The sequence below is a fragment of the Nioella aestuarii genome (assembly GCF_050896395.1).
Classification (GTDB): Bacteria; Pseudomonadota; Alphaproteobacteria; order Rhodobacterales; family Rhodobacteraceae; genus Nioella; species Nioella aestuarii.
In genome coordinates this window covers 1-22,604 of the sequence record NZ_JBPBBA010000029.1, presented here as the reverse complement: position 1 = coordinate 22,604, position 22,604 = coordinate 1, and the positions used below count along the sequence as shown (strand labels likewise).

Here is a 22,604-nt window from a genome sequence, read left to right as displayed (position 1 = left end):
GAGCAGAGCTGTTTGCAGCCGCAGGACAACCTCCGGCGAGAGTATTTGTCACCAGGAATAAGAAAGCGCCTTGCCAAGCCTTGGAAGCCGGGCGCGTTTGAGGAGTTTCCTGAGTTCTAACGGCTCGCCTGCGAGGGATTGGGCGGTGGTCTGGACGCGTGTGACCACGTCGGTGACGGCGTCCGGGCTGTCCTGCCAGAGCTTGTAAAGAAGCGCGTCGGGATGGAGGGCCTGCAGATTGTGGGGCTGAAGCTCGCGGGTCGGGAAGTCACGCAGGTTGAGAGTGACGATGCCCGTCGCTTGCCCCTTGATCGCCGTGGCGAGCACATGGATATCGCCGGAATCAGGCAGCCAGAGCTGCTGTTCCAGTTCGGGATCGGCGGGAATCTCTGCCTCCGGCCAGCGTGCGTTCAGAAGCGCGATTTCCCCTGCGGCAATAACCCCGTCGCCGGGGCTTTGCCGCTCTGCCGTGCGGCGCCATTCCTCGGCAATGCGAGCCGACCAAAGCGGTGTGAACAGCCCCTGCCCGGCAACCCCCATCAGGATCTCTCGCAAGACCGTCGGGTAGAGCACGCAGGCGTCGAGGCAGAACCTCATGGCAACAGGCGGAAGGCAAGCGCCTTGAGATAGCCGGTCTCTGACAGTGCCGGGTGCTGCGGGTGGTCCGGTCCTGCAAAGCCAGTATGGATCAGGCGCGGATCGCGCCCGGCCCGACCAATGCCGCGCAGACAGGCCTGCCGGAACTTGCCCAGATCTGCGGCATGCGAGCAGCTGCACAGGATCAGCGTGCCACCGGGGGCAACCAAGGGAGCCGCCAGTCGCGCCACCCGTTCATAGGCGCGCAAGCCCTGCGTCAGCGCCTGTTTCGATGGGGCGAAGGCGGGCGGGTCGGCAATGACGAGATCAAAGCTTTCACCTGCTGACGCCAGATCCTCCATCACTGCGAAGGCGTCGCCCTGCCTTGTGGCGAAACGGTCGGCCATCCCCATCCGGGATGCGCCCTCGGCGGCAAGCTCCAACGCCGGAGCGGAGGCATCGACCGACAGCGCCTGCGCCGCGCCCCCGGCCAATGCGGCCAGAGCAAACCCACCTACATGAGAAAAGATGTCGAGCACCCGTGCCCCGCCCGCCATCGCGTGGGTGAAGGCATGGTTGGGACGCTGGTCGTAGAACAGTCCGGTCTTCTGCCCGCCCATCACATCGGCAAGATAGGTGGCGCCATTCATCTGCACTGGCAACGGCGCGTCAGGGGCAGACCCGAGAAGCAGGCCGCTATCCTCGGCGAGGCCCTCCTGCGCGCGGGCGCGGCCGGAGCCGTTCTTGATGATCGTGGTCGCGCCCGTCAGATCGGCCAGAATGGCGGTCAGGTCGTCCAGCCGCTCCTCGATCCAGATCGCATTGGGCTGAACGACCAGAACATCACCGAACCGGTCCACGATCAGTCCGGGCAGGGCGTCACCCTCGGCATGGATCAGCCGGTAGAAGGGGGCATTGAACAGACGCTCGCGCAGATCAAGTGCTGCGGCAACTTTGGCACGCAGCCAGCCCGCGTCGATCACTGCCAAAGGGTCACGGTCCAACACCCGAAAGGCGATCTTGGCCTCGACAGAGGCAATGCCGATGGCCAGCGGCTGACGGTCGGCATCCTCCAAAAGGCACAGGGCACCGGCAGGCACGGCGCGGGAGCGGCGGTCAAGGACCAGTTCATCGGCCCAGGCCCATGGGTGGCCATGGCGGATACGGCGGGCGTCGGCCTTGGGTTTCAGGCGCAAAACGGAAATGGGGGGCGTGTTCATACGCCCCCCATATCGGGATTCTCTGGTCTTGGGAACGGTCAGAACACGTATTCGGTGCCTTGAACGTCAAGTCCGAATTCCTGCCGTGCCCATCCGATGATCTGGCTCTGGATCCGGTCGCGCTGATAGATGCCTTCGCGTTCTGCCGCGATGGCACGGCTGCCGCCAAGGGCGCGGAAGGTCAGGTCCACAGGGATCGGGCCGGTAAGGGCCGCTCCGGTTTCTGCGTCGCGCACGGTGAACAGGAACTCGATCTCATGTTCGCCGCCGATGGTGTAGCGGGCGCGCTCGGTCAGGGCATGAAACCGGATGACCTCCAGCTCGACCCTGACCAGCGTGGTGCCTTCTTCGGTCAGCGGCCGCAGGGCAAATTCCATCGCCTCGTAGATCAGCTCCTGCACCTGCTGGTGACGGTCGCCGTCAATCGGGCCTTCGCGCCAGACAATGTCGGAACGCGGCTTGATCGTGTTTGCCTCGGACACCGTCAGGGTGTCTGGGACGGAAATGTTGATCGCCTCAACCTGCCAGTCGGCGGCCTCTGCCTGCGCGGCGAGCCCCGAGGGAACGGTGATATTCTGCGTCACGTCCACATGCGGGACGGATGAGCAGGCCGAAACGCCAAGTGCGGCGAGGCCCAGAAGTGCGAGTGCGATACGTTTCATGCGTCTTCTCCTGCCAGGATCTCCGAGTCGTTTCCCGGGTCCGTTTTTTGGTCATGGGCGGAAGATGGCGGCGAATCTGGGCAGAAACGTGATGCCCATGCAACTTTGCAAAGGCATTTTCTCATTTTTCGACAGGTTTTAGCCAAATTGGTTTAGAGGGGCCTAGCCCTCAACCACCTGCATACGTTGCTGGCCGAGGCCGGCGATTTCCAGCACCACCTCATCGCCGGCGCGCAGGTAGCGCGGGGGTGTCATCCCCATTCCGACGCCCGCGGGGGTGCCGGTCGCGATGATATCGCCGGGCTGAAAGCTCATGAACTGGCTCAGATGCGCGATGGCCTCAAGCATAGGGAAGATCATGTCGCGCGTATTGCCGTTCTGCATGATCTGGCCATTGACCTCCAGCCGCAGAGGGACATTCTGAGGGTCGGCAATCTCATCCGGCGTGACCAGCCACGGGCCAACCGGGCCGAATGTGTCGCAGCTTTTGCCCTTTGTGAACTGGCCCGAACGGCGGAGCTGGAAGTCACGTTCCGAGATGTCATTCACTGCCACGAAGCCCGCCACATGGTCCATCACCTGGTCGGCTGTGATGTATTTGGCGGGTTTGCCGATGACGACGCCCATCTCGACCTCCCAATCGGTGCTTACCGACCCGCGCGGCAGTTCTATCGGGTCATATGGGCCGGACAGAGCCGAAGTCGCCTTCATGAAAATCATCGGCTCTTCCGGCGGGGTCATTTTCGATTCCTCCGCATGGTCGGAGTAGTTCAGACCGATACAGACCATCTTACCCACGCCCGCAACAGGTGTTCCGATACGGGGGGTGCCGGGGACAAGCGGGCCGTCTGCGGTCAGCTCGGACAAACGCCCCAGAACATCGCCGGACAGGTCCGCGATCTGGTCCGATAGGTCGCGCAGGTTGCCATCCGCATCCAGCACAGCTGGCTTTTCTTGGCCCTTGTCCCCATAGCGCAGAAATTTCATCGCCGATCCCCCTTCAAGAGTGTTGCGCACAGAAAGGCCGAAGCAGCGGGGACAGTCAAGCAGGCGGCTGGCCTGGGTTCGGTGGCGGGGCCTGTGGTGCTGGATTGGCCTCGTGCGCTGGCTTGGACGCCGGGGCCGGGCGCAACCCCGCGCCAGAGCTCAGACTGACGGCACGCCAGGTTCCGGCCCGACCGAGCCGCGCAGTGAACAGCCGCCGTCCCTGAACGTCACACATCGCGACCGAGGCCAGATCGCTGCGATCAAAGGACAGGACATCGCCGACCACGAGCGCCTCCACCCGTGAAAGCGGCAGCGTTTCATGCAACAGCACGGCCTCCAGCATGGCGGGAGAGGACAGGACAATCTCTTGCCAGGGTTGGCCCCACCCGGGCGCCGGGGGCGTCCCATCTGATGCGATGCTCTCGTTGCCTGTCACGGGCACCGCCAGCAGCAGCCTTCCCGTCTTGGCCCCCTCGCCCAGATCGAGCGTCGCGCTGAACAGGTGGCAGGGGTGATCGGGCAATAACAGGTCGAGCCCGCGCGGATCGGGCAGGTGGGCGCCGTAGGTCAGGCCAAGCGGCCAGTCCACATCCGCCGCATCGGCCAATTCCCCGGACAAGGCACTGAGGAACAGCCCGACGAAATCCCGCGTCAGGGCGGCGTCTATCTTGGTGGGCGCTCGGGCCAGACCCTGCCCCTTGTCGACGCGCCCCGTGGTCTGAACCTCGATCAGCGCATCGACCATGCCATGATCCAGTGCACAGATCGCGCGGCGATCCTGCCCGGCCTCCAACAGGCAAACCAGCCCGCCCTTCGGCACGGCCGCGATCACATCGGCCAGTGCCATATCCCATTGCGGGGCATCCGCAACGGCCGTCAGTGACAGCCCCTCATAGGGCGCGCCGGCCTTGCCCAGGGCACGGGTCAGCGCCGGTTCCAAACCCTGTGCACGCACAGGCGCGCCAGGTTCGGACCCGTCAGCAACGCGGATCTTCTGCCTGAGGCCCGGATTGAACCCCTCGCGCGACATGGCTCTCCTTTCAGCGGGTGAAACGGCCCGCCCTCTTGTCTCATGAGACAGGTTAAGAAAGCGTCAAGCGGCGCGCAGGGCCCGGCCCGGCAGGCGCACCCGGAAGGCCGCACCGCCCTGCCCCGGCACATAGCTCAACCGTCCGCCGAGGCGCTGCATGATCTCGCGGCTGATCGCCAGCCCCAGCCCCGCCCCTTGCGCGTCGCGCGTGGTTTCCAAACGGGTGAACTTCTCGAAGATCAGCGATTGCTGGCGTTCGGAGATACCCGATCCGTTATCGGTGAACTCTACCTCCACCCGTCCCGGTTGCCGCTGAACGCGGATGCGCAGCTCAGGCTCCTCCGCATCGCAGTATTTCTGCGCGTTGGAAATCAGGTTGATAAAGACCTGCGCCAGCCGGTCGCCATCGGTCATCAGGTCGATCTGCTCGGTCGCGCGGTCGCGCACGATGCGAATCCGCCCACCCGATTCCATCACCCCGGTCGCCGCCTCGGCCTTGTCCAGAACCTCCGCCAGCGTCGCGGGGCTTTCATTCAGCGTCACCCGGCCATGTTCCAGAACCGACAAATCCAGCAGATCGTCCAACAGCCGCGTCAGCCGCATACTCTCGGTGTGAATGATCCGAGAGAACTTTAGCCGCGTCCCCTCCTCCAGCCCTTCGCCCTGCATCAGCAGTTCCGAAAACGCCCGGATCGAGGTCATCGGCGTGCGCAGCTCGTGACTGATCTGGCTCAGGAACGTGTCCTTCTGCTCGGCCAGTTCGGTCAGCTTCTGGTTGGCCTCCCGCAGGCGCGCGGCGGTGCGGGTCAGTTCCGACGACTGGCGTTCCAGCTGGCTTGAATATTCCATCATCTGAGCTGTCTCATCCGCCACCGCCAGAAGGTCGCGCACCGATACCGTGGCCCCGCCGGTGATCTGGTAGACCATGGCGTGCGCCGTCGCGGCGCCCACGGACCCGGCCAGTTCGCGTTCCAGCATCTTCAGGAAATCGGGGTTCGGTTCCGGCAGGCTGGCCGCCCGCCCCTGTGCTGCAGCCGCTTGCTGAAATAGCCGCCCTGCCCGGCCTGTGCCGAGAATCCGCTGCGCCATAATCAGCAGGTCATCCGCCGCCGCAGCCCCACCCTGCCAACCGGGGGTGGGGGCGGAATGGTCGAAGACATTGACGAATTGCGCGCCTTGCAGCCGTTCCATCGGCGAAGGGAAGGTGATCAGCGACACGAAGGTAAAGAGGAACGTGTTCACCCCAAGCGACAGGACCATGGCCGTCAGCAGCGGGTCCGCACCCTGAATGCCCAGCGGCGTCGCGGGCCGGAGCCAACCGATGCCGAACGGCCCCTGCTCCAGCAGCCCCTGCATCAGCCCGGAGGTCGCAGCATTGGGCAACAGCAACACCCAGGCCCAGATGGCAAATCCCGCGCCGATCCCGGCCATGGCGCCCGCCCGCGTTGCCCCCCGCCAGAAGATGCCGCCCAGAAGTGCCGGCAGCACCTGCGCCACGCCCAGAAAGGCAATCAACCCGATCGAGGCCAGCGCTGCCGACCCGCCGGAACTGCGGTAGTAGATCAATCCCAGAAACAGCACTCCGATAATCGACAGCCGCCGCGCCATCAGCGCCACACGCCGCATGTCTCCCGACATCGGGTCTTCGCCCTTTGTCACCCACAGCCATATCGGCACGATGATGTGGTTCGACAGCATGGTAGACAGCGCCAGGGCCGCGACGATCACCATGGATGTGGCTGAGGAAAAGCCACCGAGGAAGACCAGCAGCGCCAGCAGATCCTGATCGAAGGCCAAGGGCAGCGTCAGAACATAGAGATCCGGGTTTGCGCCATCGGGCAGCACCTGCAACCCCACGACCGCAATCGGCAGCACGAAGAGCGACATGAGCAGGAGGTAAAGCGGAAACGCCCAGGAGGCGGTGGCAAGATGCCCCTCGTTGGCGTTCTCCACCACCAGAACCTGGAACATGCGGGGCAGGCACAGGATTGCCGCCGCAGACAGCACTGTAAGCCCCACCCATCTGGCACCGTTCGAGGTCCATTCCGAGATTGGGCTTTCCTCGATCCGCGCAAGGATATCCGCAGGTCCCTCTGCCACGCCCCAGACCACGAACACGCCCACGGCAAGCAGCGCCGCCAGCTTCACGATCGCTTCCAGCGCTATGGCCGAGACGAGGCCGGGGTGGCGCTCGTTCACATCCAGGCTGCGCGTCCCGAAGATGATGGTAAAAAGCGCCAGCCCCCCCGCAACCCAGACCGCCGTGGTGTCGGTGCCAAGCGCTGCAAATTCCCCCGGGTCGGCAAACACCGAAAAAGACAGCGTCACCGACTGCAATTGCAGCGCCAGATAAGGTGTCGTACCGATCACCGCCAGCACCGTGACCAGCGCCGCAAGAGCGCCCGACTTGCCGTAGCGGCTGGAAATCATATCAGCAATCGAGGTGATCCGCTGCGCCCGCCCGATCCGCACCATTTTTCGCAACAGCCAGAACCAGCCGATAAAGACCAGCGTCGGACCGAGGTAGATCGTCATGAACTCCAACCCAGACCGCGCCGCCGACCCGACCGCGCCATAGAAGGTCCAGGCGGTGGTGTAGATCGACAGCGACAGGGTGTAGACCAGCGGCGAGTTTAGCCAGCGGGCATTGCCCTCGGTCGCGCGCTTTTCCGCCAGAAAGGCGATGCCGAACAGCGCCACCACATAGACGATGCAAATGGCGACCAGACCGTCGAGCGACAGCATCAGTCGCCCTCCGACCCGTCAGACGGGGGCCAGGCGCCATCTTCACCCGGAAAGACCCGGCCAATGGCATAGGACAGGGCCGCCGACAGGATCACCAGCCCGAACCACACGCCCAGAAAATAAACCAGCCAGCCAGCGGTTCCGCCGCCCACGCCGGTATCGGATGTTAGGATAAAGACCGGACCAAAGAACAAGAACGCCCCCAGAACCGGCGCCAGCCGCGCCGCATCTTGCAGGCGGTTGCGCCGATAGGTGCGGCGTTCGAGAAACAGACGGCGGTTCATGTTCCGGCCTTCTGCCCGCCCGTCGCCACCCTGTTCAAGGTCTCCACCATCTCGGAATTGGAAAAGGGCTTGGTCAGATAGGCATTGGCCCCAAGCGCCAGTGCCAGATCCCGGTCTTTCGATTGGCCCTTGGCAGTCAACATCAGGACCGGCAGATCGCGGGTTTCAGGCCGCCCGCGCAAGTCACGCAGAATGTCCAGTCCGGACCGTCCCGGCAACATCACATCCAGCACCAGCACATCAGGGTTCAGCCTAGCAATTTCCTGCACTGCCGTTGCGCCATTGCCATGGCCCGAGACCTCCCACCCGTCGCGGGACAGTAGGAAGCTGATCGCCTCGAAAATGTTGATCTCGTCCTCGACGAGAAGAACGCGGCGCCCCAAGCTGGACCCTCCCTGCCCCGTTTGGATTGGAAACCTAGCTTGCCGATGCCCCGGCCATTGTCAAACACTTGTTGGACCTGCCGAATGTTGCCCTAGGCGAAGCTGCCCCCGGCCCGGCGCGCTGCGCAGCTTTCTCTTGAGCACAGAGCACAGCCCGGTCCGACCGGCACTGCGCCGGGGCTTGCAGGCGCATCATCTGGAAGCGCACGCAACAGCATGGTCGCTTCCATAACCGGTTCCGCGCCGAATCCAGCAGGACCGATAGGCTGGCAAACGGCCCACGCCCGGAAGCGGCTGCCATCGGGCAGCTCCAGCTCTGCGCTGTCAGGAACCATGGGCCGTCCCAATGCGCGATAGAGCGGCCAGAGCGGGCAGCCCGACCCATAGCGTGGGATCGAAAAGGCGTTGATCCGACGCCGGAATATCAGCGCACCTGACGCATCGCATGTGGCAAGCCCAAAAGCCGGTACCGCCTGCGCGCCGCCCTGAGGCAACGCCGCCAGCCGTCGAAGCAACAGCGCCGCATCGCCGCCCGCAAGCGGCAACAAAGCCTGGGGATCGAAATCAAGCTCTGCCGCAGCGGCCAGCACTTCGGCCAAGGGCAACCGCGCCGCATCGGCTGCATACCGGGCCAAATGCCGTGCCGCCAGATCGCGGGCATCCTCATCGGCCAGCGCCCCCATGCGCCCCAGCACCTCCGGGATCGCCGCCGCGCCGCCTGTCTCGATTTCGGGGAAATGATGCCCGGCTAGTTCGAACACCGCCTCGACCTGTTCCTGTGGGGTGGACAAGGTTTCGGCCCGCGCACCCTGCCCCTCGAAATGCGCCAAAAGTGCCGTGGCACTGGCCGACAGGCGCTCGGCCTCTTCGTGCAGGTTGCGATGAAACCGCCCGCGCCATTGCGCCTCGAGATCGGGTTCACGCACCAGAATGTCAGAGGTCGACCGGATCGCAGCCACGGTCGACAGAACCTCATGCATCGATTCCGCCAGCACCGGATCGTGGCTCAAGCGGTCCTGCAAGCCCTCCACGGCGGCCTCCAACGCGGCAATCCGCTTCTGCTGTTCAGCGATCAGCCCGGTCCAGCCTGGAAACCGCCCGGCCAGTTCCTCGATCCGGTCGGTTTCCGCAGGTGGGCCAAAACTGCGCGCTGTTTCCCGCGCAGCGGATTGCAGCATATCCGACAGAGTCGCATCCATGCCTTCCGTCAGGCGCGAGGGCTCCACCCGCAACGCCCGTGCCAGATCCAGCAGCAGTTTGCCGCCAATCTTGCGCTTGTTGTGTTCGATAAGGTTGAGATAGCTCGCCGAGATATCCACGACCTGCGCAAGATCGCTCTGCCGCATCTTCAGCGCCATGCGCCTCTCTCGAATGCGTGTGCCGGTCAGCGCCTGACGGCGCACCGGAACGGGCCGGTCGCGCATAAGCTCAAATCCCTCGGATCTCCTCCGACGGATTAACGGAAAAACTGCTTATTTGCAACGCCTTGATAAACGCTTTACAGAGTCGTGCCGATCAGCATGTCAGGCTGTGTATTTGTAAAGTTGGGGATGTCCTCCAACAACGGACCTGCCGCGCCAAGACCGTCCTTCATCGTCGCCTCATCCGGAAACATCAGCGTCGCCACCGCGAAATATCCCGGAGGCGCGTCAGGACCACCAGCAAGCCCCTTAGTCACCATCGCGTCGGCCAATCCATGCGGTCCCATCACCTTGCCGACCATCGGCAGATGGATATCCACATAATAGTCATAGTCGAACGTCTTGCCCTCGCCTGTAGGGTAGATCACCTGAACAGTCATCGCCATATCGTCGTCCTCCCAAAGACCAGGATCGTAGCACGGATCTCCTCCAAGTCTCCGTTTTTCGTGCCCTTCCCGTATAATGAGGTGATCAGCGCCCCCCGAACACGACCTGTCGCGTGCCGATGTGTCCCTGAATCAAGCGGCGCGGCCCTCGTCAGAGGACCGCGCCAGATTTTGGCTATGGGGCGCTGTTACTGGCCAAGCGCCATGTCAGTGACCACATGCGTGAACGCGCCGTCCGGCTCGGCGGTGATCACCGGGTCAGAGCCACCAGCGAGAAGCGTATCCACGGTGCGCTGATAGGCGGCCTCGTCCAGGCGACCATCAGAACCCGCGGTCAGCAAGGCGATCTCGCCCATCATGCGGACCTGATGCTCTTCGGTCTGTGCGCCTGTCTCGTCGTAGTCCAGCACGATCATTGCCGCGTCTTCCGGGTTCTCCTCGGCCCAGTCCCAACCGCGCATCGAGGCGCGCACGAAGCGGGCCATCCGGTCAACAAATTCCGGGTCATCGAGGTTCTCTTCCAAAACCCACATGCCATCTTCCAACGTGGCGACGCCCTGATCTTCATACTGGAAGGTGATCAGGTCATCGGGGCTGACGCCCGCATCGATCACCTGCCAATATTCGTTGTAGGTCATGGTCGAGATGCAATCCGCCTGACGCTGCAACAGCGGATCGACGTTGAAGCCCTGCTGAAGAACGGTCACGCCGCCCTCGGACCCGTCCGTCGGAATGCCAAGCTGGCTCATCCAGCTCAGGAACGGATATTCATTGCCGAAGAACCAGACGCCAATGGTGTGACCGGCCAGGTCCGCAGGCTCGGAAATGCCCGCATCCGCCCAACAGGTCAGCATCAGGCCCGACCGCGCAAAGGGCTGCGCGATGTTCACCACCGGCAGGCCCCGCTCACGGGCTGCCAGCGCCGAAGGCATCCAGTTCAGCATCACGTCCGCGCCGCCACCGGCCAGCACCTGAGGCGGTGCAATATCCGGGCCGCCGGGCTGGATCGTCACGTCGAGCCCCTCTTCCTCGTAATAGCCGTTCTCCAGCGCCACATAGTAGCCCGCGAACTGCGCCTGCGTGACCCACTGCAGTTGCAGCGTCACCTCGTCGGCCGCAGCCGCGCCGGTCGCAAGGCCAAGGGCCAGCGCCGATGTCATCAGTTTTTTCATTGTCTTACCTCCGAGTGTTGGATCCTTGTTGTCGTTTATCGTCCCGTCCTCTGAGACGGGTGCCAGAAAGTGAGCCGTTTCTCCGCCAGCGTCACCAATCCGTAAAAGCCCGAGCCAGCAACCGCGGCAACCGCGATCTCTGCCCAGACCATAGCCAGTTCCAATGTGCCGAACGAGGTCTTGATGCGGAACCCCATGCCGACAATCGGAGAGCCGAAGAATTCCGCCACGATAGCACCAATAAGTGCCAGCGTTGTTGAAACTTTCAGCCCGTTGAAGATGAACGGCAGCGCGGCCGGGAGGCGCAGCTTTACAAAGCTCTGCCAGTAGCTCGCCGCATAGGTCCGCATCAGGTCGCGCTGCATGGCGTCGGTTTCTTTCAACCCCGCCACCGTGTTTACGAGGATCGGAAAGAAGACCATGACAACGACAACGGCCGCCTTCGATTGCCAGCCAAATCCGAACCACATGACCAGAATGGGAGCCGTGCCCACAATCGGCAACGCCGCGATGAAATTGCCCACGGGCAGCAGGCCACGTTGCAAAAACTGCGACCGGTCCACGGCAATGGCCGTGCCGATGGCCAGAACCGCGCCCATGACGTAGCCGCTCAAAGCGCCCTTCACGACGGTCTGAACAAAATCGGCCCACAGGATTGGGACAGAGGTGGTCAGCGCCGCCCAGATATCCGAAGGTGCGGGCAGGATAACCTGGCTGATATCGAACAGCCGAACCGTCATTTGCCAGAGCACCAGCAGCGTGATGCCGAAGATGGTGGGGACCACGAAGCGCCGTCCCGGGCTGGCGCTTTCGGTTAGCATAATGTTCAGCCCCCAGGCCGCCAGCCACACCGCCAGCACCAGGCCCAACCGCCAATCCAGCAGCGCCCCCGCCCCGGCAAGGGCAACAGCACCCGCCACGGGCGCAAGAAAGCTCTTCGAAGAGCTTTGCAAATTCCTTCCAAGGAATTTCCCCGCCTGTGTCCCGCTCATCGCACCAATCCCAACCGTGTCAGAGTCCGTTTCTCAACCGCCCCGATCAGCCAGACCAGCAACGCCGCACAAATCGCCGCCATGATCAGCGCCGCCCAGATCTGCACCGTCTGCCCATAGTAGCTGCCCGTCAACAGGCGCGACCCAAGGCCGAACCGCGCGCCAGTGGGAAGTTCGGCCACGATGGTGCCAACCAGCGCTGCTGCAATCCCGATCTTCAGCGACGCAAACAGATAAGGCAGAGAGCTTGGCAGGCGCAGTTTCCAGAACTCCTGCGCGCCGCTGGCGGAATAGGTGCGCAGCAGGTCCAGATCCATCGCACCGGGACTGCGCAGGCCCTTCACCATACCCACGACGACCGGGAAAAAGCTCAGATAGCTGGAAATCAGTGATTTCGGCAGCAGACCTTGAATGCCGACGGCGTTCAGCACCACGATCACCATTGGAGCGATGGCGAGGATCGGAATGGTCTGGCTGGCAATCGCCCAGGGCATCACACTCAGATCCATCGTCCGGTTATAAACGATCCCAACCGCCAGCAGGATGCCCAACCCGGTGCCGATAGCAAACCCCAGCAAAGTCGGCGCCAGCGTCTGCCAGGCGTGGAAAATCAGCGAGCGGCGGTTCTCGATCACCCTGAGGCAACCATCCGAGAGAGGCGACCAATTGTCCCTCTCCGCCCCGAACCCCTGCCATTCACAACGCCGCGCCAGCCCGATCGTGTTCTCATAGATCTCAACCACCACGTCCTGAGGTTGCGGCAGGCGGGGGCGTTCGAACGCATAGGCGGCGGGCATCACACCGGGATTGTCCAGCATCAGCCGGATTAATCCGGTCTGCCCCTGTTCATCGGGTGTGGCGGGCGTCACATCGGCCCCGCCCCGCGTCGCGGCATCCAGCGCCAGACGGAAGTTCATCGGACCGACGGCCATATACCAGACCCCCAGGATCACCGCGACGACTGTCAGGATCGGCAGCAGGTTACGCATGGGCTGCCTCTTGCGCCAATTGTCTGCACGTCCGGTGCACAGGAGGTGTACAGGGGATGTACTGGGGGCGCCCCTCCATTTTCAGGGCCTCAGTCGTCATAGGCATGACCGGCGCGCAGCCCCTCCCGCACCCTGTGGGCGATCTCCAGAAACTCGGGCGTGTCGCGGATATCAAGTGGACGCTCCTTGGGCAAAGGGCTGTCGATGATGTCGGTGATCCGGCCCGGTCGCGGGCTCATCACCACGATCTTGGTCGACAGATAAACCGCCTCGGGGATCGAGTGAGTGACGAAGCCGATAGTCTTGTTGGTGCGTGCCCAAAGCTGCAAAAGCTGCTCGTTCAGATGATCGCGCACGATCTCGTCCAGTGCCCCAAAGGGTTCGTCCATCAGCAGGATATCGGCATCAAATGCCAGCGCCCGAGCGATGCTGGCGCGTTGCTGCATCCCGCCCGATAGCTGCCAGGGGTATTTCTTGCCAAATCCTTCCAGATCAACAAGTTCCAGGACGTTCTTTACGCGTTCATCCTGGTCAGCACGGCTGTATCCCATGATCTCAAGTGGCAATTTGATGTTGCCCGCGATGGTGCGCCAAGGGTAAAGCCCCGCCGCCTGGAACACATAACCATAGGCCCGGCTCCGGCGCGCTTCATCTGGGCTCATCCCGTTCACGCTCAGGCTGCCGCCCGTAGGCGTTTCCAGCGCCGCGATACAGCGCAGGAAGGTGGTTTTGCCGCAGCCCGACGGGCCGATGAAGCTGACGAACTCGCCCTTGCCGATGTCCAGATCCACGTCCTTCAGCGCATGGACCGGCCCGTCATTCGTCTGGAAGACGAGGTCGAGGCGCTGAGCTTTTACCACCGGCGCGACGGTTTCAATTGCCTGTTCTGCCATCATTATGGTTCTTTTCTCCTAGCACCAATCCGGTGCCTATCATCAAAGGGGCCGACATGGACGAGACTATGCCGAACACCTGCATCAAGCTGCGCCCCGGCCAGGCTTTTGCGGGCAAACAGGGGTTCAACTACTTTGAAGGAATCGCAAGGGAAACAACAGGTTCCAAGGCGATCTGCATGCATCTTCTGACCGTGCCGCCAGGAGGTCGTGCCAAGGCGCACAAGCATGTGACCCATGAAACTGCGATCTATGTGATCTCTGGGTCGGCGATCATGTACTGGGGCGAGCAGCTTGAACACTGTATGGAAACCAACGCTGGCGATCTCATTTACATTCCGGCCGACGTACCGCATCTGCCGCTCAATCCAGGCGACGAGCCGGCGCAGGCGGTGATTGCCCGAACCGACCCACATGAGCAGGAAAGCGTTGTCTTGCTTCCTCATCTCGATGCCCTCGTCCCCTGACCCGATCAGATCCCCGCCGGTATGTTCAGCGGATCGCGCTGGATCATCTTGGGTGCGGTCAGCGCCTTCCACTTGCTCAGCGCCTCATGCGCCGAGGGGAAGGCCGGACGCGGCACGAACCGGCCCCGACCGGGCTGCGGCTGGCTGTTCTGGCCCCAGGCCCAGATGACCTCGCCCCGGCTCAGCGTATAGCGCGCCTGCGCCTTGACTTCGAAACCTTCGAAGACGTTGTAGTCGAGGATCGAATGGTGGTTCGAGGCACTGATCGTCTTGGTGATCTTGGGATCCCAGACCACGATATCGGCGTCTGCCCCCTCAACAATGGCACCCTTTTTCGGATAGATATTCAATATCTTGGCGACATTCGTTGAAGTTGCCGCGACAAACTCGTTCGGCGTCAGACGGCCGGTTTCGACGCCCTCTGTCCACAGAACCGCCAGCCGTTCCTCCAACCCGTTCGATCCATTGGGAATGATCCGGAAATCATCGCGTCCGGCCCGTTTCTGTTCGGTGTTGAAGGCGGCGTGGTCGGTCGCAACAACCTGCAAGCTGCCGGCCTGAAGCCCCGCCCAGAGACTGTCCTGATGATCCTTCGACCGGAAGGGCGGGCTCATCACCCGGCGCGCGGCATGGTCCCAGTCCTTGTTGAAATACTCGGTTTCATCAAGTGTTAGGAATTGTATGAGAGGCTCGCCGTAAACGCGCATACCCTTTTGCCGCGCCCGGCGGATCGCCTCATGCGCCTGCTCACAGGAGACATGAACGATGTAGAGAGGCACACCCGCCGCATCGGCGATGGTAATGGCGCGGTTCGCGGCTTCGCCCTCAAACTCGGGAGGACGGGAATAGGCGTGACCTTCGGGGCCAGTGATTCCTTGCGCGATCATCTGCTCCTGCATATCGGCCACCAGATCGCCGTTTTCCGCATGGACCATTGGCAACGCGCCCAGTTCCTTGCAGCGTTTGAAGGAGGCGAACATCTCGTCATCCTCGATCATCAGCGCGCCCTTGTAGGCCATGAAATGCTTGAAGGAGTTCACGCCCATGTCGACCGCGTCCTTCATTTCGTTGAAGACGCTTTCGTTCCAGCCCGTGACCGCCATGTGATAGCCGATATCGGCGCAGATCTGCGGGGCCGATTTGCGGTGCCATTCGTGGATCGCGTTCTTGATCGACCCGTCCGCGCCGGGCAGGCAGAAATCCACGAGCATGGTGGTCCCGCCACAGGCTGCGGCCCAGGTGCCGGTTTCAAACGTCTCGGCCGCCGTGGTGCCCATGAAGGGCATCTCCAGATGGGTATGCGGGTCGATGCCGCCGGGGATCACATAAGCCCCTTCGGCGTCGATATATTCGTCACCCTTCAGATCCTCGCCGATCTGTTTGATCTTTTCGTCCTCGATCAGGACATCGGCCTTCCAGGTGCGGTCCGCAGTGCAGACCATACCGCCCTTGATGACTTTCGTGGTCATTTGTCTTCTCCCTGTTGGCGTGTCGATCAGGTGCAGATCGGGACGCTTTCGATGTCACGCACGGGCACCCAGACCGTTTCCAGCGGACCGTGGCGCAGGTACCAATAGCAGCCGTCCACAGTGCCTTGCCGGATCTCCTGCACCGGGGTTCCCGGTGGCACGCGGTTCCAGACCGCCTGTGGCACCTGATCCCGGCTGGTGGGGGTGATCCCGGTATTCACGCAGCCGCCAAGGGCCGTCAAAGCCACAAACCCGGCAACGATCAGTCTTGAATTCATTCAACAATCTCCGCGGTTTCCACAACAGCGTGGAACAGAACATTCGCGCCGGCCTCGGCCCATTCGGGGCTGATTTCCTCGGCCTCGTTATGGGACAGACCATCGACGCAAGGGCACATGATCATTGCCGTGGGGGCCACGTCGTTGATCCAGCACGCATCGTGGCCCGCGCCTGAGACAATGTCCATATGGCTGAAGCCAAGCCGCTCGGCCGCAGCGCGCACTGCCGCAACGCAGCCCTCGTCGAAGGCGGGCGGATCGAACTGGCCGACAATCTCGCACTCGAAGCTGACGCCGATCTCTTCGCAAAGCTTCGGGGCGCGCTCCATCAGCTCGGCCACCATGGCATTAAGCTTGTCCAGCAGATGGGTGCGCATATCGACGGTGAAAACGACCTTGCCGGGGATGATGTTGCGGCTGTTGGGATAGACGTCGATATGCCCGATCGCGCCCACGGCATTGGGCTGGTTCTTCATCGCGATTTCGTGCACCAGCTCGGTGATCAGGGCCAATCCACGCCCTGCATTCTTGCGCATATGCATGGGTGTCGAGCCTGTGTGGCTTTCCTTGCCCGTCACCGTGCATTCGATCCAGCGCAGCCCCTGCCCGTGGGTCACAACACCGATATCCTTGCCCTCGGCTTCCAGGATCGGCCCCTGCTCGATATGCAGCTCGAACATCGCGTGCATCTTGCGGTCACCGACCTTTTCATCGCCCTTCCAGCCGATGCGCTCCAGCTCATCGCCGAAGCGTTTGCCCTCGGCATCGACCCGGTCATAGGCCCAGTCCTGCGTGTGCTTGCCCGCGAAAACGCCGGAGGCGAGCATTGCGGGGGCAAAGCGCGTGCCCTCTTCGTTGGTCCAATTGACCAGAACGATTGGATGTTTCGTCTTGATACCCAGATCGTTCATGGTGCGAAGGGCCTCTAGCCCGCCGAGCACGCCCAGAACCCCGTCATACTTGCCGCCCGTTGGCTGCGTATCCAGGTGGCTTCCCATGTAAACCGGCAGCGCGTCGGGGTCTGTGCCCTCGCGCCGGGCGAACATATTGCCCATTTCGTCCAGCCCCATGGAACACCCCGCCGCCTTGCACCATTGCTGGAACAGCGCGCGGCCCTTGGCGTCGTCATCGGTAAGGGTTTGCCGGTTGTTACCCCCCGCGATTCCGGGGCCGATCTTGGCCATCTCCATCAGGCTGTCCCATAGACGCGCGCCATTGATCTTGAGGTTTTCGCCGGGGGCGGACATAGTAGCTCTCCCTATCGTGGCCTGGATGCGATGGTCTGGCCTTATCATTGCTATTTTGACCAATTGGTCAAGATCACGCTATCAAAGGAGTATGACCAGTCAAGAATTTGCGCGCCAATGATTGCCAATCGGAGACCAAATAGGCGAAAAATCCGGACAGTGCCGGTCTTGGCGGCGGTCCCGGAACCGTTTATCGCAACGACACGGCCCGAAACCGTTTGAATGAGACGTAGATGACCGCAAAACTTCAACCCCCTAAGACCCGCATCCAGCGCAAGAACACGCAAGCGATTCTTGACGCAGCATTGGAGGTGTTCTCTGGGCAGGGGTTTCGCGGCGCGACGCTGGACGAAATCGCGGCCGAGGCGGGGCTGTCAAAACCCAACCTGCTGTATTATTTCCCCTCGAAAGAGGCCATCCACGTCACCTTGTTGACCGGCCTGATGACCACATGGCTCGATCCGCTGCGCGAATTGGATCCAGAGGGTGAGCCGGTCGAAGAATTGATGACCTACCTGCGCCGCAAGCTGGAACTGAGCCGCGATTTCCCTAGGGAAAGCCGCCTCTTTGCAAATGAGATCCTGCAAGGCGCACCCCGGATGATCGGAGCGTTGGACGGGGAGTTGAGGGACCTGGTCGAAGAGAAATGCGCCGTGATCCGCGAATGGATCAAAGCAGGGAAGATCGCGGATCTGGACCCCCACCATCTGCTGTTCTCCATCTGGGCCCTGACGCAGCACTATGCGGATTTCGACGTTCAGGTGCGTGCGGTGCTTGGCCCCGGACGCGACCCGCTGCAAGAGGCGAGCAGTTTTCTGGATGAACTCTTCCTAAAGATCCTCAAGCCCGAATAGGTCCATATCGGCCCTTTAGGTCAATCTTATTGACTTATTTATGGGCGTGCGTAGGCTCCCGGTTCGAGGAGGAATACGCGCATGAGTCTCACCCAGAATTTTGCCACCCGCACTGCCCGCATGAAGGCATCGGAAATTCGCGAGTTGCTGAAACTGCTCGACCGGCCCGGCATCCTGTCATTTGCGGGGGGCATCCCCGATGCGACCCTATTTCCAATGACGGAATTCGCGGATGCCTACCAGCAGGTGCTGACCGAAATGCCGAACCAGGCACTGCAATATTCGGTGTCAGAGGGGTATCTGCCCCTGCGAAACTGGATCGCCGGCGAGATGGCCAAGATCGGCGTCACATGCGGGCCGGAAAACGTGCTGATCACCAGCGGATCGCAGCAGGCGCTCGACTATCTGGGCAAGCTGATGCTGTCGCCCGGAGATACTGCGTTGGTCGGCTGGCCAACCTATATGGGCGCGCTCGGGGCGTTCAACGCCTATGAGCCGCGCTATGAACGGCTGCATATTCGCACGAACCGCGCGGCTCAAGATTACCGCGCGGCGGCCGAGGCCGAGGGCGGAAAGGTTAAATTCCTCTACCTGTCGCCCGATTTCGCCAACCCGACGGGCGAAACCGTGGACCGCGCGGGGCGGGAACGGCTGCTCGATCTGGCGGAAGACCTGGACTGCATGGTTCTGGAAGATGCGGCCTATCAGTCCCTGCGCTACGACGGCGAGCCAGTACCGCCCATCCTGGCCCTTGAACTGGCCCGCAAGGGTGATCTGGAGGCCTGCCGCACCGTCTATTGTGGCAGTTTTTCCAAGACGTTGTCCCCTGGACTTCGCGTCGGATGGGTGGTGGCTGCAAGCCCGGTTATCCAGCAGCTCGTCCTGATGAAGCAGGCAGCCGACCTGCACAGCGCAACGATCAACCAGATGGCCATTCACAAGGTGGCCGAGGCATGTTTCGACACCCATGTGGACAAGATTCGCGCAGCCTACATGGCGCGGCGCGACGCGATGCTGGAGGCATTGGCCCGCCATATGCCCGAAGGCGTACAGTGGACCCGGCCCGAGGGCGGCATGTTCATCTGGCTGACTCTGCCGCGCGGCTTGGATGGGGCCGATTTGCTGTCGCGCGCGATCGAAGAAAAGAACCTCGCCTTCGTGCCCGGACGGGCGTTTCACGCGGATCGGTCTGGGGAAAACACGCTGCGGCTGGCATTCTCCTGCGCAGATGCGGAAATGATCGAGGACGGCATGAAACGGCTTGGCACCCTACTGCGCGAGGCGGGGTAAAGAGCGCTGGAAGCCGCTTCGAAGCGGCTTGAGCCAAGCGCATTACAATGCGCTTTCAACGCGGTTTCAAAACCGCGTGGAAAGGCGTTTCGAAACGCCTTTCCACCGGTGCCAAGGTCTACTCAGCGGCGCAAGACCCCGGGTTGTTCGGATGCGTCGTCCAGTTGGCGTATTCCTTCTCAACCACCTTGCCCGTGCGTTCATCCACCGTACCGGGAGCAAGCTGCTCCATCGTGATGCAGCCCTCGACCGGGCAGACATTCACACACAGGTTACAGGCCACGCATTCGCTGTCATCGACGTCAAACACCCGATCCTCTGACATAGTGATCGCCTGGTGGCTGGTATCTTCGCACGCCGCGTAGCAGCGCCCGCATTTGATACAGGCATCCTGGTCGATCCGGGCCTTGGTGATGTAGTTGAGGTTGAGGTGCTGCCAATCAGAACAGTTCGGCACCGCGCGCCCCACCAGCTCAGATGTCGAGGTGAAGCCTTTCTCGTCCATGTACTGGCTAAGACCCGAAATCATTTCCTGAACGATCTTGAAGCCATAGGTCATCGCCGCCGTGCAGACCTGCACATTGCCCGCGCCAAGCGCCATGAACTCTGCCGCATCGCGCCAGGTGGTCACGCCACCGATGCCAGAGATCGGCAGTCCGGCCAGCGAGGGTGAGCGAGAGATCTCGGCAACCATGTTGAGCGCAATCGGTTTCACCGCCGGGCCGCAATAGCCGCCATGGGCCCCCTTGCCGTCGATGGTGGGTTCGGGCGCGAACAGGTCCAGATCGACCGAGGTGATCGAATTGATCGTATTGATGAGAGACACCGCATCTGCGCCGCCATCCTTCGCCGCCTGCGCAGGTTTGCGAATGTCGGTAATGTTGGGTGTCAGCTTCACGATCACTGGCAGGTCGGAATGTTTCTTGCACCATTCAGTGACCTGGCCGACATATTCCGGCACCTGCCCCACGGCGCTGCCCATGCCGCGTTCGCTCATCCCGTGTGGGCAGCCGAAATTCAGCTCCACCCCATCACAGCCGGTCTCGATCACCCGGTCAAGGATCGCTTTCCAGCTGTCCTCGTTCACCGGCACCATCAGCGAGGCGATGAGCGCACGATCGGGATAGTCCTTCTTCACGCGTGTCATCTCGTCGAGATTGGTTTGCAGGGGCCGGTCGGTGATCAGCTCGATATTGTTGAGGCCAAGCAGACGCCTGTCTGCCCCCCAGATCGCGCCATAGCGGGGGCCATTGACATTGACGACCGGCGGGCCTTCTTCGCCCAGGGTCTTCCAGACAACACCGCCCCACCCGGCTTCGAAGGCGCGGCGGACGTTGTATTCCTTGTCCGTTGGCGGCGCGGAAGCCAGCCAGAACGGGTTCGGGCTTTTGATGCCGATGAAATTCGTCGTGAGATCAGCCATTGTCTTACCCTCCTATCAGGGTCTGGTGAATATCTTCTGCCGCATCACGGCCCTCGGCCACGGCGGTCACGGTCAGGTCTTCGCCGCCAGAGGCGCAGTCGCCTCCCGCCCAGACCCCGGCCATGCTGGTGCGGCCCGGCCCGGTCACGGCGATCTTGCCACCTTCGATTGCAATTCCCTCGGGCGCGCCTTCCAGGGTCTGGCCGATGGCCTTCAGCACCTGATCGGCGGGGACGGTGAAAGTCTCGCCCGTGCCTGTCAGCCCGTCGGGACCAGACACGGTATATTCCGCCTCCAACGCCTGAGCCGCGCCATTGCCGGTTACTCGGACGGGCTTGGCATTAAAGACCAACCGAACACCCTTGGACGCCGCCAGATCTTGTTCGTACCGGCTGGCTGGCATCTCTGAGCGGCTGCGACGGTAGAGAATGGTCACATTTTCCGCGCCTAGCAGCTTGGATTGAACGGCGGCATCGACGGCGGTCATGCCACCACCGATCACCACCACGTTGCGCCCGACCGGGAGAGAGGCAAGATCACTTGCCTGGCGCAAATCTGAAATGAAATCGACAGCGTCGGTGACACCGCCCTTTTCTTCACCCTCGGCGCGCAGCGCGTTGACACCAGCGAGCCCCATGCCAAGAAACACGGCATCATAGTCCGCCTTCAGCGTATCAAGGCTGAGTTCGCGGCCCAGCGCCATGCCGGTTTGCAAGGTGATCCCGCCGATCTGCATCAGCCAGTCTACCTCGGATCCGGCGAAACCATCAACCGCCTTGTAGGCCGCGATGCCGTATTCGTTGAGACCACCGCCCTTGGGCCGCGCATCGAAAAGGTCCACGTCGTGACCCTTCATCGCCAGACGGTGCGCGCAGGACAGACCCGCTGGTCCCGCGCCCACAACGGCAACTTTCTTGCCCGTCGAAGCAGCTCGGGTGAAGGGATGAACACCCGCCTCCATAAGCTTGTCTGTCGCGTAGCGCTGAAGCTGACCGATGATGACCGGCTTGCCCTCCGCCACTTCCCGCACGCAGACCTCTTCGCAGAGCGTTTCAGTGGGGCAGACTCGGGCGCACATGCCGCCCAGGATGTTCTGCGACAGGATCGTGCGTGCCGCCGCCTCTGGCGTGCCGGTGGCGATCTGCCGGATAAACAACGGAATATCGATATCCGTCGGGCAGGCGGTCATGCAGGGCGCATCGTGGCAGAAGTAACAGCGATCCGCCGCCACCAATGCCTCGTGATCGTCCAGCGGCTCGTGCAGGTCGCCGAAATTGGATGCGTAGTCTTCGGCCGATAAACGGCCTGACGCGATTCCCGGGGTAAACGGGCTGTTCGTCATGGGGTGCCTCCCTGATCGAATGGCGTGTACTTCAGGAGAAACGCTGGCACAGGATATTTTTTTGATCAAGTGGTAAAAAAAATAAACTTCAAAAATCTCGCCTCCCGCGTCATTTTCCTGCGCGGCGGCTGCAAAACCGGGCAGATGAAGGACCGCTTTGCACGCACATGGGCCGTTTTCGCATCTGGTTTGCCTTTTCAGCCCCTTGGGGAACGCGTATATAGCCCGGAACATATTTATCCGCGCGGGGAGGCCCCCGCCAGAACACCCGAGGGCAGAGATGGCAAACAAGACACATGACGGGGATGTCGCATTCATCAAGGCATTGGCGGAACTGCTGGCCGAAAATGACCTGACCGAGTTGGAGGTCATGCGCGAGTATGGTGACAATCCCAGCCTTAATGTCCGGGTCAGCAAGCAAGTGATCGTCGCCGCCCCTGCCCCGGCTGCCGTTGCCGCCCCGGCTGCCGCCCCAGCCACCGCACCCGCAGCCG

Annotated in this window: 22 protein-coding genes and 1 pseudogene; 4 read left to right on the top strand and 19 right to left on the bottom strand. The window is 62.2% G+C overall.

Annotated elements, in window-relative coordinates; translation table 11 throughout:
- Window positions 1-48 precede the first annotated feature (48 nt).
- From ACROHD_RS15315 to ACROHD_RS15250, 14 genes are all read right to left on the bottom strand, one after another.
- Window positions 49-597 carry an RSP_2648 family PIN domain-containing protein gene (locus ACROHD_RS15315; RefSeq protein ID WP_432679071.1) on the bottom strand — a complete coding sequence of 183 codons (549 nt, stop codon included), beginning with the start codon at window positions 595-597 and terminating at the stop codon, window positions 49-51.
- The gene (locus ACROHD_RS15310; RefSeq protein ID WP_432679070.1) at window positions 594-1,796 is read right to left on the bottom strand and encodes an RSP_2647 family RNA methyltransferase; all 1,203 of its coding nucleotides are present in this window, start codon (window positions 1,794-1,796) and stop codon (window positions 594-596) included. The genes ACROHD_RS15315 and ACROHD_RS15310 overlap by 4 nt, the downstream gene beginning before the upstream one ends.
- 38 nt (window positions 1,797-1,834) lie before the next feature.
- Window positions 1,835-2,458, bottom strand: a complete 624-nt coding sequence (locus ACROHD_RS15305; RefSeq protein WP_432679069.1) for a DUF6778 family protein — start codon at window positions 2,456-2,458, stop codon at window positions 1,835-1,837.
- A 162-nt stretch (window positions 2,459-2,620) separates the two neighbouring features.
- Window positions 2,621-3,445 carry a fumarylacetoacetate hydrolase family protein gene (locus tag ACROHD_RS15300; protein WP_432679068.1) on the bottom strand — a complete coding sequence of 275 codons (825 nt, stop codon included), beginning with the start codon at window positions 3,443-3,445 and terminating at the stop codon, window positions 2,621-2,623.
- 55 nt (window positions 3,446-3,500) lie between these two features.
- Complete coding sequence (locus tag ACROHD_RS15295; RefSeq protein WP_432679067.1) at window positions 3,501-4,475, bottom strand: FliM/FliN family flagellar motor switch protein; 975 nt, start codon at window positions 4,473-4,475, stop codon at window positions 3,501-3,503.
- Between the two features lie 63 nt (window positions 4,476-4,538).
- A complete protein-coding gene (locus ACROHD_RS15290) occupies window positions 4,539-7,220 on the bottom strand; it encodes an ATP-binding protein (RefSeq protein ID WP_432679066.1) in 2,682 nt (893 codons plus the stop codon).
- On the bottom strand, window positions 7,220-7,504 hold the full coding sequence (locus tag ACROHD_RS15285) for a hypothetical protein (protein ID WP_432679065.1): 285 nt from the start codon (window positions 7,502-7,504) through the stop codon (window positions 7,220-7,222). Before ACROHD_RS15285 ends, ACROHD_RS15290 begins: the two co-directional genes overlap by 1 nt.
- Complete coding sequence (locus tag ACROHD_RS15280) at window positions 7,501-7,887, bottom strand: response regulator transcription factor (RefSeq protein WP_432679064.1); 387 nt, start codon at window positions 7,885-7,887, stop codon at window positions 7,501-7,503. The genes ACROHD_RS15285 and ACROHD_RS15280 overlap by 4 nt, the downstream gene beginning before the upstream one ends.
- A gap of 92 nt (window positions 7,888-7,979) precedes the next feature.
- A complete protein-coding gene (locus ACROHD_RS15275; RefSeq protein ID WP_432679063.1) occupies window positions 7,980-9,311 on the bottom strand; it encodes a short-chain fatty acyl-CoA regulator family protein in 1,332 nt (443 codons plus the stop codon).
- 74 nt (window positions 9,312-9,385) lie between these two features.
- Complete coding sequence (locus tag ACROHD_RS15270) at window positions 9,386-9,694, bottom strand: EthD family reductase (RefSeq protein ID WP_432679062.1); 309 nt, start codon at window positions 9,692-9,694, stop codon at window positions 9,386-9,388.
- A gap of 188 nt (window positions 9,695-9,882) precedes the next feature.
- Window positions 9,883-10,866: an ABC transporter substrate-binding protein gene (locus tag ACROHD_RS15265; RefSeq protein WP_432679061.1), complete on the bottom strand. Its 984-nt coding sequence runs from the start codon at window positions 10,864-10,866 to the stop codon at window positions 9,883-9,885.
- Window positions 10,867-10,901: 35 nt separating this feature from the next.
- Window positions 10,902-11,687 carry an ABC transporter permease gene (locus tag ACROHD_RS15260; protein WP_432679118.1) on the bottom strand — a complete coding sequence of 262 codons (786 nt, stop codon included), beginning with the start codon at window positions 11,685-11,687 and terminating at the stop codon, window positions 10,902-10,904.
- A 167-nt stretch (window positions 11,688-11,854) separates the two neighbouring features.
- Window positions 11,855-12,847 carry an ABC transporter permease gene (locus tag ACROHD_RS15255; protein ID WP_432679060.1) on the bottom strand — a complete coding sequence of 331 codons (993 nt, stop codon included), beginning with the start codon at window positions 12,845-12,847 and terminating at the stop codon, window positions 11,855-11,857.
- A gap of 89 nt (window positions 12,848-12,936) precedes the next feature.
- Complete coding sequence (locus ACROHD_RS15250) at window positions 12,937-13,740, bottom strand: ABC transporter ATP-binding protein (RefSeq protein ID WP_432679059.1); 804 nt, start codon at window positions 13,738-13,740, stop codon at window positions 12,937-12,939.
- A gap of 56 nt (window positions 13,741-13,796) precedes the next feature.
- Between ACROHD_RS15250 and ACROHD_RS15245 the strand changes: the two genes are divergently transcribed.
- Window positions 13,797-14,207, top strand: coding sequence for a cupin domain-containing protein (locus ACROHD_RS15245; RefSeq protein ID WP_432679057.1), 411 nt, complete (start codon window positions 13,797-13,799; stop codon window positions 14,205-14,207).
- Between the two features lie 5 nt (window positions 14,208-14,212).
- On the opposite strand, the gene hydA is transcribed toward ACROHD_RS15245, so the two are convergent.
- Genes hydA through ACROHD_RS15230 form a run of 3 tightly spaced genes read right to left on the bottom strand, consistent with a single transcriptional unit; the run spans window position 14,213 to window position 17,201 of the window.
- Window positions 14,213-15,676 carry a dihydropyrimidinase gene (hydA, locus tag ACROHD_RS15240; RefSeq protein WP_432679055.1) on the bottom strand — a complete coding sequence of 488 codons (1,464 nt, stop codon included), beginning with the start codon at window positions 15,674-15,676 and terminating at the stop codon, window positions 14,213-14,215.
- A gap of 26 nt (window positions 15,677-15,702) precedes the next feature.
- Complete coding sequence (locus ACROHD_RS15235) at window positions 15,703-15,954, bottom strand: hypothetical protein (protein WP_432679054.1); 252 nt, start codon at window positions 15,952-15,954, stop codon at window positions 15,703-15,705.
- Window positions 15,951-17,201 (bottom strand): Zn-dependent hydrolase, encoded by a 1,251-nt coding sequence (locus ACROHD_RS15230; protein ID WP_432679052.1) that lies wholly within the window; start codon window positions 17,199-17,201, stop codon window positions 15,951-15,953. Before ACROHD_RS15230 ends, ACROHD_RS15235 begins: the two co-directional genes overlap by 4 nt.
- A 233-nt stretch (window positions 17,202-17,434) precedes the next feature.
- Between ACROHD_RS15230 and ACROHD_RS15225 the strand changes: the two genes are divergently transcribed.
- Window positions 17,435-18,055, top strand: coding sequence for a TetR family transcriptional regulator C-terminal domain-containing protein (locus ACROHD_RS15225; RefSeq protein ID WP_432679051.1), 621 nt, complete (start codon window positions 17,435-17,437; stop codon window positions 18,053-18,055).
- Window positions 18,056-18,136: 81 nt separating this feature from the next.
- A complete protein-coding gene (locus tag ACROHD_RS15220) occupies window positions 18,137-19,345 on the top strand; it encodes an aminotransferase-like domain-containing protein (RefSeq protein ID WP_432679050.1) in 1,209 nt (402 codons plus the stop codon).
- A 118-nt stretch (window positions 19,346-19,463) separates the two neighbouring features.
- Here the strand turns inward: ACROHD_RS15220 and preA are convergent, their stop codons facing one another.
- Both preA and ACROHD_RS15210 read right to left on the bottom strand, forming a co-directional pair.
- Complete coding sequence (gene preA / locus ACROHD_RS15215; protein ID WP_432679049.1) at window positions 19,464-20,768, bottom strand: NAD-dependent dihydropyrimidine dehydrogenase subunit PreA; 1,305 nt, start codon at window positions 20,766-20,768, stop codon at window positions 19,464-19,466.
- A gap of 4 nt (window positions 20,769-20,772) precedes the next feature.
- Window positions 20,773-22,110 (bottom strand): NAD(P)-dependent oxidoreductase, encoded by a 1,338-nt coding sequence (locus tag ACROHD_RS15210; protein WP_432679048.1) that lies wholly within the window; start codon window positions 22,108-22,110, stop codon window positions 20,773-20,775.
- Window positions 22,111-22,390: 280 nt separating this feature from the next.
- On the opposite strand from ACROHD_RS15210, the pseudogene ACROHD_RS15205 reads away from it, so the two are divergent.
- Window positions 22,391-22,604, top strand: a pseudogene (locus ACROHD_RS15205) (acetyl-CoA carboxylase, biotin carboxyl carrier protein); the annotation flags it as partial.

Coding starts and splice junctions, on each gene's coding strand:
- ACROHD_RS15315 (WP_432679071.1), bottom strand. CDS start 597: ATGAGGTTCTGCCTCGACGCCTGCGTGCTCTACCCGACGGTCTTGCGA.
- ACROHD_RS15310 (WP_432679070.1), bottom strand. CDS start 1,796: ATGAACACGCCCCCCATTTCCGTTTTGCGCCTGAAACCCAAGGCCGAC.
- ACROHD_RS15305 (WP_432679069.1), bottom strand. CDS start 2,458: ATGAAACGTATCGCACTCGCACTTCTGGGCCTCGCCGCACTTGGCGTT.
- ACROHD_RS15300 (WP_432679068.1), bottom strand. CDS start 3,445: ATGAAATTTCTGCGCTATGGGGACAAGGGCCAAGAAAAGCCAGCTGTG.
- ACROHD_RS15295 (WP_432679067.1), bottom strand. CDS start 4,475: ATGTCGCGCGAGGGGTTCAATCCGGGCCTCAGGCAGAAGATCCGCGTT.
- ACROHD_RS15290 (WP_432679066.1), bottom strand. CDS start 7,220: ATGCTGTCGCTCGACGGTCTGGTCGCCATTTGCATCGTCTATGTGGTG.
- ACROHD_RS15285 (WP_432679065.1), bottom strand. CDS start 7,504: ATGAACCGCCGTCTGTTTCTCGAACGCCGCACCTATCGGCGCAACCGC.
- ACROHD_RS15275 (WP_432679063.1), bottom strand. CDS start 9,311: ATGCGCGACCGGCCCGTTCCGGTGCGCCGTCAGGCGCTGACCGGCACA.
- ACROHD_RS15270 (WP_432679062.1), bottom strand. CDS start 9,694: ATGGCGATGACTGTTCAGGTGATCTACCCTACAGGCGAGGGCAAGACG.
- ACROHD_RS15265 (WP_432679061.1), bottom strand. CDS start 10,866: ATGAAAAAACTGATGACATCGGCGCTGGCCCTTGGCCTTGCGACCGGC.
- ACROHD_RS15260 (WP_432679118.1), bottom strand. CDS start 11,687: ATGCTAACCGAAAGCGCCAGCCCGGGACGGCGCTTCGTGGTCCCCACC.
- ACROHD_RS15255 (WP_432679060.1), bottom strand. CDS start 12,847: ATGCGTAACCTGCTGCCGATCCTGACAGTCGTCGCGGTGATCCTGGGG.
- ACROHD_RS15250 (WP_432679059.1), bottom strand. CDS start 13,740: ATGGCAGAACAGGCAATTGAAACCGTCGCGCCGGTGGTAAAAGCTCAG.
- ACROHD_RS15245 (WP_432679057.1), top strand. CDS start 13,797: ATGGACGAGACTATGCCGAACACCTGCATCAAGCTGCGCCCCGGCCAG.
- hydA (WP_432679055.1), bottom strand. CDS start 15,676: ATGACCACGAAAGTCATCAAGGGCGGTATGGTCTGCACTGCGGACCGC.
- ACROHD_RS15235 (WP_432679054.1), bottom strand. CDS start 15,954: ATGAATTCAAGACTGATCGTTGCCGGGTTTGTGGCTTTGACGGCCCTT.
- ACROHD_RS15230 (WP_432679052.1), bottom strand. CDS start 17,201: ATGTCCGCCCCCGGCGAAAACCTCAAGATCAATGGCGCGCGTCTATGG.
- ACROHD_RS15225 (WP_432679051.1), top strand. CDS start 17,435: ATGACCGCAAAACTTCAACCCCCTAAGACCCGCATCCAGCGCAAGAAC.
- ACROHD_RS15220 (WP_432679050.1), top strand. CDS start 18,137: ATGAGTCTCACCCAGAATTTTGCCACCCGCACTGCCCGCATGAAGGCA.
- preA (WP_432679049.1), bottom strand. CDS start 20,768: ATGGCTGATCTCACGACGAATTTCATCGGCATCAAAAGCCCGAACCCG.
- ACROHD_RS15210 (WP_432679048.1), bottom strand. CDS start 22,110: ATGACGAACAGCCCGTTTACCCCGGGAATCGCGTCAGGCCGTTTATCG.